Consider the following 11,824-nt stretch of genomic DNA (forward strand, 5'->3'; position numbering starts at 1 on the left):
CCTATAGAGCAACGATTGCTGCCTATTTGTATTAGATATTGCTATTTTTTAGCACAATCATGCTACTATTTAGCAATGTCTCTATCAAGCGCTCTTTTCTCACCCAGTCAAAGCCTAGTTCTAGGGTGGATCTTTGGTCACCCGGAACGAGAATTCCATCTTAGTGAATTATTACGCCTAACTAAATTAAGTAGCGCATCACTTCAGAGGGAGCTAAACCGACTTTCAGAAAGTGGGATTATTAATTCATCAAAGCTTGGAAACTTGAGAATCTTTAAAGCTAATCAAAGCTCACCTGTTTACAAAGAACTTCATAGTCTCGTAAAGAAAACATTAGGCGTTGATCATGAAATCAATGTTGCATTAGCATCTTTGCATCAAGACTTACAGCACGCATTGATCTACGGTTCGGTAGCTAAAAATACCGATACAGCAAGTAGTGATATTGACCTTCTCTTAGTCGGAAAAAATTTACGTCTTAGTAAAATATTGGATCTACTCACTCCAGTTGAACATAAGTTAGGACGAAAAATTAATCCCACCTGCTACACACTAAAAGAGTTTGAAAATCGTCGCGCAGAACGAAATTCATTTGTTAATAAAGTTTTAGGACTAGCTACTATCTCCGTGTATGGTACCTCAATTGACTAATAAAAATTTAGATAATTTAGTCAAAATTGGTCAACTTAAATCAGAACCTTCTGAAGGAATTGAAATACTGAGGATGCTTGAGATTGCCTATAGACGTTTGCTAGACTCCGGAATCGCGGAAGTGTCTATAGAGGGTCGATTTACGTCTGCCTATAATGCTGCTCATGGTGCGGCACTTGCTGCCCTGCGCTGGCATGGATATAGAAGTGAAAATCGATTTATGGTGTTTCAATGTCTCGGCGACACGCTAGGCTGGCCAACTAATAAATGGCGAGTTTTTGATGCAGTTCATCAAAAGCGCAATTTGGCTGAGTACGAAGGCTATTTAGAGATTGAAGAGTCAACCATTGACGAGTTACGCGACCTAACAGCATCTTTGATTAAGGATGTTATGGTGCTCGTCAAGGCACAATAGCTACCTAACCAAACGCTACCTAAAGAAGCCCTCATGCCCCAAGCCATTATTTTTGATGTAGAAGCAACCGATAAGAACGATGCCGTCATCATTGAAGCGGCTTCTTTAGATGTGACCTCTATTAATCCATTGGCTGTTGGCAATCCTTGGGTGCAACGTTACAACCCTGGTAAACCGATTAGCTTGGGTGCTTTAGCCACCCATCACATCCTTGATGAGGAGCTGGTTAACTGTCCCGCCAGTAGCTCATTTAGATTACCTGCTGGCACCAAGTACATCATTGGTCATAGTGTAGATTTTGACTGGGAGGCTATTGGCAAACCTGAAGTGAAACGTATTTGCACACTTGCTCTTGCCCGTAGTCTTTGGCCTCATTTAGATAGCCATACACAAAGTGCCCTACTCTATTACTTTGAACGCGCTACTGCTCGCGATCAATTACGTGATGCGCATAGCGCATTAGCCGATGTGTGGATCTGCTCCAAAATTCTTGGGCAGATTATTGAGAAGCTTCACCCTGCTTCTCTAGATGCTTTATGGGAAATGTCTGAGAAAGCCCGAATTCCGACGATCATGCCTTTTGGCAAGCATAAGGGTGAGTTAATCAGCCAGGTGCCATCAGACTATAAGCAATGGATGCTACGTCAGGACAACGTCTCCGAATACCTTCGCAAGGCCCTGCAGGCCTAATTTTTGTTTAACTCTGATTTTGTTTTAATGCTGCTTATGTGCTGAGGTCACTAGCTTTTCTGTATAGGCAATCGCTACAGCTGACAACACAAAGGTAATGTGGATTAAGGTTTGCCACATGAGAGTCTTTTCATCATAAGAGGCTGCGTTGATAAAAGTCTTCAGCAAATGGATTGATGAGATACCAATGATGGCGGTTGCTAGCTTTACCTTGAGTACGCCGGCATTGACATGCGATAGCCACTCAGGTTGATCTGGATGGTTCTCTAATTCCAAACGAGATACAAAGGTTTCCCATCCACCAACGATCACCATCACCAGCAGGTTAGAGATCATTACGACATCGATCAATCCTAGGACCACCAGCATTAGCGCGGTTTCAGTCATCGACTTATCCGCCATCATGCTAATGAGATGAACCAACTCTAACCAAAACTGCCAAACATAGACACCTTGGGCAACAATCAGGCCAATATAAAGTGGCGCCTGTAACCAGCGGGACATAAATATCCAGCGTGGTAATGGTCGTAATTTTTTATCGAGGTAGGTTTGCTTATCTTCAGTCATGTTGGAATTTTATCCATTTTTATGACTTTCCCATGACATCAATGCGCCCATCTAATGTAGGGGAATTATCTTTTTTTCTCTTGAAAGCTGCCCAGCACAGGAACAGTAAAGCTAGAGAGGTTATGGCTGCAGGCCACCTCAATCGCTCGCGAGCCCTAGACCGGACCTCACGCATCACAAATGTTTCACCTTTAATCATTTCATTATAAGACTGTTGAAACGATGAAATCTTTTGCACCAAGAAGTCATCAGTCTCAGTATTCTCATAACGATTGCGCGCCTCCATCTCACCAAGACGATTGAGCTCCGCTGTGTATCGAGTAATATACCGCTGGGCATCCTCGTGCATTAATTTTTCATTCATGGTGAAGTAAGTATTACGAATGCCAGGAACATATCTTTCAACAGAGTCTAATAGGGGCTGATCAGCCCTCGGATTTATCGCAAGCCATCCAAGCGATGCAGCAAGCAAGAGCAGTAATCCCAAGGCACCAGCCCTGAGCAATGATGCTGCCCCAAGACCACTCTTGCGGCAGACATATCCTAAGAGGAAAAGTATCAAGAGCAATCCAAACGCGCAAACAATGGTTGCACCTGTTGATGTATCTAGCCAGTAAGATGCCAATAAGCCAATTAAAGCAGCAAGGCAACCGACCATAAATCCATATAGCCATTGACGTATCGTGTCTCGCGCCAAGAGGAGGCCGATCAGTGCAGGAATAATCAAAAATGAAAATACTAGCAACACACCTGCAATTGCAACAGAGCTCGTAACAACCAGACCAAACGCTGAATAAAAAATAAGGTCTACCACCCACCCTTTTGCACCACCTACTTGCAGCCATTGTTTTTTAGTGGCAATGGCTAATAAGCTTCCAATCACAACATAGAGTGCTATGACGCCATAAAGATCGTTGATATCTACCGTCAGAACACTTCCAGTGAGGATTTGCTTTAAGTGCTCCGCACCCTGAGGAGCTCTTTCAATTAAAAGAATCGCTGCTGCTGCAGAAACGATATACAACACTCCAACCAAAGCTTCTGCAGGAATTTTTTCTGGAGCAAAGCGTACAAGAGATAGAAGCAGCGCAGCCGATAAGGCAAACCCCAGAGACCAACTATAAGCACCTAGTGACTGAGGAAGATGCCCCTGCATAAATGCTACTGTCGCCCCAAGTGCAGCGCATTGCGCTAGCGCTAAATCAACAAAGACGACATTTTTCTTTAAAACATGTAAGCCAAATTGGCAATGTATTGCAACCAATATGACGCATGCAAAAAATGGTACCGCCAGTAACCCTAATAAATCAGTCATTTCGAATTCTTATTAAATGCAGCTAGTAAGTTTTTAATATTGTTATCCATCATTTGGATATAGCTCTTTGCACCATCATCTCCAACAGAAGTACTCAATACAGCGATTTGCGCTCCCAATTTTTTTACCAAGAAATTAACCTCGCGATTAGGTTCTTGTGGACGCTTCACAATCACATGAATCTTTTCTGAGCCCATCTTAGTAAGAAGGCGGGATAACTCAGCAGCACTTGGAGATACTCCAGGCCGCGACTCAACGGTCCCTGCAAAGTTGAGACGAAAGCGTCTAGCAAGGTAGGGCCAATTGTTATGGTAGGTCAGTAGTGGCTTGCCCCTCAGAGGCTCAAGCTTCTCCTGCCACTCTAGGGTCTTGCGATCTAAGCTCGCCAGAAAATCAATTCTTTGCTTCTCATAATATTTTGCATTGGGTACATCAATACGTGCCAATGCTTCTACGATATTTCCGGTAATGACAGCGGCATTATTAGGATCAAGCCAGTAATGCGGATTGCCAGCTCCATGGGCATGGCCACCGCCGCCTATGCCTCCCCCCTTTACCTCCAAAAGAACAATCGCATTGGATGCATCAACATAAGCCGCTCCACCCTTAACTAGCTCAGGCCTGCCAGTTTGGCGCAATATGCGATCCAACCATAGGTCATAATCCAAGCCTACTCGGACAACTAGGTTTGCAGTCTTTAGGCGATCTAGGTCTTGAGGTTTAGGCGCGTAGTCTTCTGCCTCGGCACCTGGCAATACCATAGATATCGCCTGAACCTTATCGCCGCCAACATACTCTACAAAGCTCTTTAAATCTGTGGTCGTAGTCACGACCTTAATTACGGCAAATGCCGCACTACTCATGCAAGTAGCACTGATCAAAACACCAATAAAAAAGGCGCGAAAGATTACTCTCTCGCGCCTGAACTTAAAAATCATTTTTTAGCAGTTACCCAAACACTCTTAGGCAATACACAATGAATGGATTTTTGAGGACCGTTCATTTCTCCAACACGGCAGTCCATAGCTACGGAAGCGAGTCCATAAGCATCAAGACGTGTCATACCTTTTTTCTGCTGCAACAACTCAATCATCGCCATTGAAGCGGTATCCATTGCTTTATTGGCATCAGCATCAGTACCCACAGTTACAAACTCAGTTGGCGTTTCAGCTGTTGGACGTGGAGGAATGCCTTTAACCTTGACATCCTTAGGCGTCATGCAGTGAATACCTTTTTTCACGTTCACCACTTGCGATACGCGGCAATCGGAAATACTAGGCATCAACTTGGCTGCTGCATCAGGACTAACACCTCTTTGCTCAACGATAAATTTGACAGTCTGGGCTTTTGCACCATCGATAGCTAGATTGAGATCCTTATCAAAACCTACAGTAATCCAGCTCTTATCTGTTTCGATACGTGGCATATCAAGCTTCTTGTTCTTGAGGACCTCTACAGAGACATTGAGCTCTTTATATGCGGTTTCAATGGCAGTCAAGTTGACCTCTCCGTTACCTTGTGCGGCATGAGAGTCACCAGACCAAAATAAAGCACCCTTAACCCAAACAGGCAGATACAAGGTTGCACCCTCTGTCATGTCACGAATATCCATATTTCCACCGTATTCTCCTGGCGGCACACTTGAGTACTGGCCCGGCTCTGCTCTGGCCACACCAATAGTTCCAGGAAATGGTCGTAAAGGAATTTCAATTCCAGGGGCAAACTCTGCAACCTTGCGATTCATATCTAGGTAGAGATATTTAACCTGTCCATCTTGGAAGTCTTTTGGAAATTGGCCAAACATGCCTGGAATATTGAAGTTAGTTCCGTATGCGCGTGGGACGATGCGGTTTAGCTTCACTTTTAGCACGTCGCCAGGCTCTGCGCCCTCAACATAGATAGGGCCAGTTAATGTATGTGGTCCACGTCCAGGATTATCAGTACGGAGTTTTTTCAACTCTTCAATACTGACTCCCGGGATCACCTGATTGTGCGCATGCATCATGGTTTCCATCACCACCGTATCACCAGACTTCACCTTCAGTACGGGCGGTTGCGCATTATTAAACCAGCCCCACTGTGTAGTTTCTAGGGTTGCAGGGAGCAAATAGGTTGTTCCGGGGAATTGACTGGCATCAGTCTTTGATTGTGCGGATAAAAAACTTGAGGCTACCGTGCCAACAACGGCGAATGTGGCAACAGCTGATAAATGAATTAATCTCTTTTTCAAGCACTTCTCCTTGATGTTTATAAGTACTGGTTAGTATCGACACATCATCGAACACCCCACATGTATTACTCACTTCAAGTTTCATATTGCCATCTAAAAATCGATTGAAGATTTCAATGTGAACCTTATTGGTGACACTAGCACCAAAATTGTGCTTCAGTAAGAGCGTCAATCAACTTTTAATACTTATCCGCACAATACTGGTGAAAACACCTAGCCTGTAATTGAGTTTGTATGCGTTAGCTGTACAAGAAAAAGGGCAAGGAATCCGTGATTTCCTTGCCCTTTACTTTTTTAAACAACAGATCTTCTTATTGCCTGCGTCCTACTGCTGCTAGCCTTACTGATACTTGCGGCTGAATACTTGCGCCTTACTGCGCTGATGACGCTTCGTGTTTTTTAATACTGCGCAGTAAGACAAAGCAATGATTACTACGAGTGAGATGCCGTTGAAGTTATTAATTAGTTCCATTTGATTTCTCCTGATGTGTACTTTTGTTAATGAGTTTTTTACTTCTATTTAGCTTCTGTTTTGTTTCAATGTGTTCAGAATATTGACTTACTAGCTCAGAAAATGAGCTAGTAAAATTAGCTTCGTTATTCATTGTTTTTTGTTGTTCCTTTATTCATCTTTTTAATGCTTCCTTGCTTATTCATTAGCGCACTACGGGCAATTCATCCCACTGCGTGGTGTAGTTCGGCGATCTATTGCCTGATCTCATCTTCCAGTCTTGCTTGGTTCCAGCGGCTGCAGTTTTGATAGCAGCATTACCAAAACGACTATTAATCGAGTCCATGGCTTTCATGAGGCCAGCAGATTTACCTTTGACTTCTACATCATCAAAGAGCGATTGCTGCATGGTGGGTTTGTCAGCTAAGAGGTTAAAGATCACTCCTGCCTTCTTGTACTTAAAGCCGGTTTTGTATATTTGCTTTAAACCTTTTAATGCCGCGCTGGTCAGCGTCAAGGTGTTATCACTAGGGTCACTCAGAGCGACTGTGATGCTTTGGTGATGCTGTGGCTCAAACGGTTTATGCGAATTAGTTTGCACAAAAATAGTGAGTGCGCCCGTGACTGACTTTTGGCTTCTGAGTTTTTCAGCACCTCTTGCAGTATGAGTCGCTACAGACTCAGCCAACTCTTCCATGGAAGTTACGGGCTTGCCAAAACTTCTTGAAGAAATAATCTGCTGTTTAGATGGCGCTACTTCTTCAAGCTGCAAGCAAGATACGCCACGTAGTTCATAACAAATACGCTCAATCACAACGCCAAACTGTTGGCGCATGGTTTGAGGGGAAACTTGTAGCAAGTCAAAGATACTGTTGATCTTGAGCTCTTTGAGTTTCTTGGCAGTCTTGCCACCAATCCCCCATACCTCACCTACTGCCGTCTCTGTCATCCATTGGTAGAGCATTTCTTTTGGCATAGCGCTGATGTCACAAACACCAGCAAACTGAGGATTCTTTTTAGCTAAGTGATTCGCCAACTTAGCGAGCGTCTTGCTAGCGCCAATACCTACACATACGGGTAAACCTGTGGTGTCTTTAACATCTTGTTTAATGATTTGACCTAGGCTTGTAGGGTCAGCATATTGCTTGAGCACCGTCTCAATTTGCAAAAAGCTCTCATCAATACTGTAGACCTCTAAATTGGGTGTGAACTTTCTTAAGACCTCTACTACTCGGCTGCTCATATCACCATACAAGGTGTAGTTGGAGGAATAAGCTTGGATGCCGTGCTGCTTAGCTAGGTCTTTCATCTGAAACCAGGGAGTACCCATCTTGACGCCTAGTGCTTTGACTTCAGCACTGCGCGCTACGGCGCAACCATCATTATTCGATAGCACCACCATCGGCACATCTTCTAACTTAGGTGCAAATACGCGCTCGCAAGATACATAGAAGTTGTTGACATCGACGAGCGCAAAAAGTTGCCTGGTTTCGCCTGCTTGATTCATGGTGCTCATATCGATTTACCATTTCTGCTGCTAGCGTGACTGTACTTACGCACTACTCCAACGACGACACCCCAAATTTGGAGCTGGCTACCCTCATGAAAAGTGATGGGTTCGTAGCTCGGGTTTTCTGGCTGGAGCTCAGTTTTTCCGCGTAACTGATACAGGCGTTTAATGGTGTACTCATCATCGACTACAGCTACTACGATGTCTTTATGTTTTGGTTTGAGGGCTTTATCCACTACTACCTTGTCACCATCGCAAATACCCGCACCCATCATCGAATCACCCTTGACGGTGAACATGAAGGTGGCTGGCTTGTTTTGGACGAGGTAGCTGTTTAGATCGAGGCCTTCCTCCGCATAATCAGCTGCTGGACTCGGAAATCCCGCTGAAATGCGGTGACTCAGAAGCTTGAACTCATAAGCACCATTGGCCACCAAAGCTTGTGGGGCCTGGGTTAGAGTGCTTTCTGAGGAGCTTTGTGGAAGTGCGATAAGTACCATGGGTTCTAATATACTGTATATCCATACAGTATTTCAATACCTAGGCTTTATTTTTTCCAAAACGTGGTTTTTGACCCCTTTTTAGGAGGGGCTGGCATAACAAGCCCCTCTGAAATCCGGCTGCAATGTATGGCCTAGGTAGCCCCTGGCGAGGGGTATATTCGCCACTCAATGGCTGTAATCGACCCGAAGCAGTCCCATAAAGAAAAACCACCCGAAGGTGGTTTTAGTATTTCTTGCCTGGGGCGGTATCGACCAGGACCCCAAATTCTTTGCAAATATTAATTTAACTTGCGACTTTAAACTTCAAAGCTATCAACGTCGTCTATTTGGGGCACCAGCAAAAGATTGCCTATTCTCAATATGTCTAAAGGTAATACGGCCTTTACTCAAGTCATATGGCGAGACCTCTAAAGAAACCTTATCTCCAGCCAATATTCGAATGTGGTTTTTTTTCATTCTTCCGGCTGTGTAGGCGATAAGCTTATGACCATTGTCTAAAGTAATCCGATAACGCGAATCCGGCAGAATTTCATCAACAAGACCTTCCATTTCAAGCAACTCTTCTTTAGCCATTTAACACCCTTAATAAAAATAAAAAGCCCAGTCATGCTGGGCTTTGGGCCAGGCAAATAGTTTTCGCCTGGCATTTACTACTGATTTAAGCAACTTGAATATTGGATGCCATTTTGCCTTTAGGGCCTGTAGCAATATCAAAAGTCACCTTTTGACCCTCAGCCAATGACTTAAATCCATTGCTGTTAATTGCTGAAAAATGAGCGAACAAATCATCTCCACCTAGATCAGGGGTAATAAAGCCGAAGCCTTTAGCGTCGTTAAACCATTTCACAATTCCGTTTGCCATATCTGACTATTCCTTAAAAAAATTTACAAAAGGGCATATGCCCTAATAGGGCGAGAGTCAAGAATGGCGGGGGAGATGCTAAGAAGAACTATCGCAGAATTGCGGTATTAATTACTAGTACAACACACTATTAGCTTGAAAATCGCTGTGATCACTTTACCCTACTTATTCAGTAAAAGGTGAAATAGATACAATTCGATGACACAAGCTTCTCAATGGTGTTTTTTCTCTCGAATCACCGACACAAGAATTTTCAATCTTCTACTTTATCGACTGCTCTTGGCCGAAAGCAGACTATCGGCGCCAAAAGAAAACCACCCGAAGGTGGTTAGCGCAAATAAGTTAACTGGATTCCAGCTGGCTGGATTATCAAGGAAGGCGTTAGATGTATAGATGCTTGCCCAATACAGTCAAGCATGCCCCACTTCGATGAACTCGATTACTCGCTCCATTAGCCGAGATAATCCGCTTTACCCAACTCAACACCGTTGTGACGCAAGATGTTGTAAGTGGTTGCTATATGGAAATAAAAGTTTGGAATGATCCAAGTCATTACATATTGCTCACCCACAAACTCAAAGCTCCACTCTTTAATCGAGAACTTGATCTCTTTTGCTTCTGTGCCATCAATCTGCTCAGGCTGAATGCTATCCATAAAGGCAATTGTTTTAGCAATGCGCTCTTTTAATTGAGCAAGCGTGCTTTCAGCATCGTCAAATTTAGGCGCTTCAACACCAGCCAAACGCGCTAAACCAAACTTCACTTGATCACAAGCAATTTGCACCTGCTTAGCCAGAGGAAACATATCCGGAAATAAGCGCGCCTCTACCAAGACCTTGCCATCAATTCCTTTTGCGGCTGCATACTCTTCAGCCTTCGTCAAAATGGTAGTCAGGTTGACCAGCATTTTCTTTAACTGAGGAACCGAGGCTTGGTACATGGAAATTGCCATAAATACTTTCTTATATGGATACTAGATGCAGAACGAATTAAACATCACTCATAAAATCGCCACCACCGCTGTCATCCCATGAGCTTGCACCACCATCATCCCAAGAGCTGGCGTCATGCACGCCAAAATTAGGATCTAAGGATGCTGGACCGCCCACTTGGTTCATATTAGGATTGGCATTGGCGCCGGAATGACCACCATCGCGACCACCCATGAGGCTACCTGCTAATGCTTGACCAGCATACATACCAGCACCTAAAGCTGCGCCAGTAGCCAAGCTACCCATTAAGCCGCCACCCATGCCACCTGCTGCTGGAGCACCAGGGTAACCAGGGCCGCCAGGGGCGCCGGGTCCACCCGGATGGCCAGTAGGGCCGCCTGGAGTACCAGGGTAACCAGCGTTTGGAGCGTTATAGACCTGCAATGCCTCTGCCTTACGGCGCTTCATCACAATAATGACGCCCACTACCAAAATGGCAATCAAACCCCAAAAGAGTGGATTGCTAAAAATGGAAGATGAAGATGCGCCAGCAACAGAACCACCTGCGCCACTCGCGAGTTGTACTTGCAGTTTTTGCACGGATTCTGGTTGAGCAAAAGGCAGGCCCGGAGCTAAGTTTTGCGCTTTGATGAAATGATTACGCGCAAGCTCTACCTTACCCTCTTTGAGATAAAGCTCAGACGCCACATAATGCGCCTTTGCACTATTAGGATGGTTTTGCAGCACTTCTTTCATCATGGCATCTGCTTTAGCCATCTGCCCAGATTGCACCGCTTTATATACCTCGGGCAAAGTGGCCTCGGCAAATGCTGCGTTGCTAGTGAGCAATACCGCCGCTGCGAATACGCCAACTACTAAATTGATTACCTTACGAATGTTCATCAAGACTCCTTGTAGGATGTTTCGTGCGAATTTCATTATCCCTAGTTTGGGGATTTTTGCTACACCCTACTGATATAGGGTCTTTAGGGTAGATTTCAAGGTGTTGTTTGATAAATTGAAATCGTAATTCCCTTAATTTTTGTAGCTATATAAATTCATTGCTGATATGATTTAACGTAACTACAATATTTCCGATAAAATTATCTTATGATTCAGCTAAAAATGATTCAAATATTCAGAAACATGGTTTATCGCTTGCAGAGGCTAGACTGCTTGAGTGGAATACAGCCCTAGAGTGGATTGATGGCAGGAAAAATTATGGTGAAGAAAGATACATAGCACTAGCCCTAATGAAGCAACGCCTGTACTACGTCGTTTACGTTGAACTAAAAATAGGTATCAGAGTTATTAGCTTGAGAAAAGCAAATATTCGAGAGGTAAAAAAGTATGAAAAAGAAAATAATTAGGCCTACTGCAGCAGAAGATGCTGCAATCACAAAAGCTGCCATGGCAGATCCAGACTCCACTCCATTTACCGATGAAGAGTGGGAGCAAGCTAGACCCACAATGGTTCGTGGTCGCGGCAGACCCTTGGGTAGCGGCAGCAAAGAGCAAGTTACCCTGAGAATCGATAAAGATGTTTTAGATTTTTACAAATCCAAAGGGGAGGGTTGGCAAACCTTTATTAATCAGGTGTTAGGTGAAATTAAAAAAGAAGCTAAATCTATATCGGTGGTTGAGAAGAAAATCATCAAGGGCAATTTAATATCAAACAAACTAAAAATCGCCGCCTAA

General features: G+C 44.1%; 16 protein-coding genes. 5 read left to right on the top strand and 11 right to left on the bottom strand.

What is annotated here, in order from left to right; translation table 11 throughout:
• Positions 1 to 75: 75 nt before the first annotated feature.
• From DN92_RS06630 to DN92_RS06640, 3 genes are read left to right on the top strand one after another with little or no spacing between them, the layout of a single operon-like run.
• The gene (locus DN92_RS06630) at positions 76 to 651 is read left to right on the top strand and encodes a nucleotidyltransferase domain-containing protein (RefSeq protein WP_173960495.1); all 576 of its coding nucleotides are present in this window, start codon (positions 76 to 78) and stop codon (positions 649 to 651) included.
• Positions 644 to 1,066, top strand: a complete 423-nt coding sequence (locus DN92_RS06635) for a hypothetical protein (protein ID WP_254598269.1) — start codon at positions 644 to 646, stop codon at positions 1,064 to 1,066. Before DN92_RS06630 ends, DN92_RS06635 begins: the two co-directional genes overlap by 8 nt.
• 33 nt (positions 1,067 to 1,099) lie before the next feature.
• Complete coding sequence (locus DN92_RS06640) at positions 1,100 to 1,756, top strand: putative quorum-sensing-regulated virulence factor (RefSeq protein ID WP_173960497.1); 657 nt, start codon at positions 1,100 to 1,102, stop codon at positions 1,754 to 1,756.
• 24 nt (positions 1,757 to 1,780) lie between these two features.
• On the opposite strand, the gene DN92_RS06645 is transcribed toward DN92_RS06640, so the two are convergent.
• The 11 genes from DN92_RS06645 to DN92_RS06690 form a co-directional block, all read right to left on the bottom strand.
• Positions 1,781 to 2,323: a TIGR00645 family protein gene (locus tag DN92_RS06645; protein WP_173960498.1), complete on the bottom strand. Its 543-nt coding sequence runs from the start codon at positions 2,321 to 2,323 to the stop codon at positions 1,781 to 1,783.
• Between the two features lie 19 nt (positions 2,324 to 2,342).
• Positions 2,343 to 3,638 (bottom strand): metal ABC transporter permease, encoded by a 1,296-nt coding sequence (locus tag DN92_RS06650; protein WP_173960499.1) that lies wholly within the window; start codon positions 3,636 to 3,638, stop codon positions 2,343 to 2,345.
• Positions 3,635 to 4,501: a metal ABC transporter substrate-binding protein gene (locus DN92_RS06655; protein WP_173960500.1), complete on the bottom strand. Its 867-nt coding sequence runs from the start codon at positions 4,499 to 4,501 to the stop codon at positions 3,635 to 3,637. Before DN92_RS06655 ends, DN92_RS06650 begins: the two co-directional genes overlap by 4 nt.
• 71 nt (positions 4,502 to 4,572) lie before the next feature.
• Positions 4,573 to 5,868 carry an acetamidase/formamidase family protein gene (locus tag DN92_RS06660; protein WP_217426014.1) on the bottom strand — a complete coding sequence of 432 codons (1,296 nt, stop codon included), beginning with the start codon at positions 5,866 to 5,868 and terminating at the stop codon, positions 4,573 to 4,575.
• Between the two features lie 340 nt (positions 5,869 to 6,208).
• Positions 6,209 to 6,340 carry a hypothetical protein gene (locus tag DN92_RS10705; protein ID WP_302479685.1) on the bottom strand — a complete coding sequence of 44 codons (132 nt, stop codon included), beginning with the start codon at positions 6,338 to 6,340 and terminating at the stop codon, positions 6,209 to 6,211.
• Positions 6,341 to 6,524: 184 nt separating this feature from the next.
• Complete coding sequence (locus tag DN92_RS06665) at positions 6,525 to 7,835, bottom strand: Y-family DNA polymerase (protein WP_173960501.1); 1,311 nt, start codon at positions 7,833 to 7,835, stop codon at positions 6,525 to 6,527.
• Positions 7,832 to 8,329: a LexA family protein gene (locus tag DN92_RS06670; protein ID WP_173960502.1), complete on the bottom strand. Its 498-nt coding sequence runs from the start codon at positions 8,327 to 8,329 to the stop codon at positions 7,832 to 7,834. Before DN92_RS06670 ends, DN92_RS06665 begins: the two co-directional genes overlap by 4 nt.
• A 315-nt stretch (positions 8,330 to 8,644) precedes the next feature.
• Positions 8,645 to 8,905, bottom strand: coding sequence for a translation initiation factor IF-1 (gene infA, locus DN92_RS06675; RefSeq protein ID WP_173960503.1), 261 nt, complete (start codon positions 8,903 to 8,905; stop codon positions 8,645 to 8,647).
• A gap of 85 nt (positions 8,906 to 8,990) precedes the next feature.
• Positions 8,991 to 9,194, bottom strand: a complete 204-nt coding sequence (locus DN92_RS06680; RefSeq protein ID WP_173960504.1) for a cold-shock protein — start codon at positions 9,192 to 9,194, stop codon at positions 8,991 to 8,993.
• Between the two features lie 451 nt (positions 9,195 to 9,645).
• Entirely contained in the window at positions 9,646 to 10,146 is a 501-nt protein-coding gene (locus tag DN92_RS06685) for a DUF1993 domain-containing protein (RefSeq protein WP_173960505.1), read from the bottom strand.
• A gap of 37 nt (positions 10,147 to 10,183) precedes the next feature.
• Positions 10,184 to 11,029, bottom strand: coding sequence for a tetratricopeptide repeat protein (locus tag DN92_RS06690; RefSeq protein ID WP_173960506.1), 846 nt, complete (start codon positions 11,027 to 11,029; stop codon positions 10,184 to 10,186).
• Positions 11,030 to 11,262: 233 nt separating this feature from the next.
• On the opposite strand from DN92_RS06690, the gene DN92_RS06695 reads away from it, so the two are divergent.
• On the top strand, positions 11,263 to 11,496 hold the full coding sequence (locus DN92_RS06695) for a BrnT family toxin (protein WP_254598376.1): 234 nt from the start codon (positions 11,263 to 11,265) through the stop codon (positions 11,494 to 11,496).
• The gene (locus DN92_RS06700; RefSeq protein WP_173960507.1) at positions 11,477 to 11,824 is read left to right on the top strand and encodes a BrnA antitoxin family protein; all 348 of its coding nucleotides are present in this window, start codon (positions 11,477 to 11,479) and stop codon (positions 11,822 to 11,824) included. Before DN92_RS06695 ends, DN92_RS06700 begins: the two co-directional genes overlap by 20 nt.

Source organism: Polynucleobacter arcticus, assembly GCF_013307205.1.
Classification (GTDB): Bacteria; Pseudomonadota; Gammaproteobacteria; order Burkholderiales; family Burkholderiaceae; genus Polynucleobacter; species Polynucleobacter arcticus.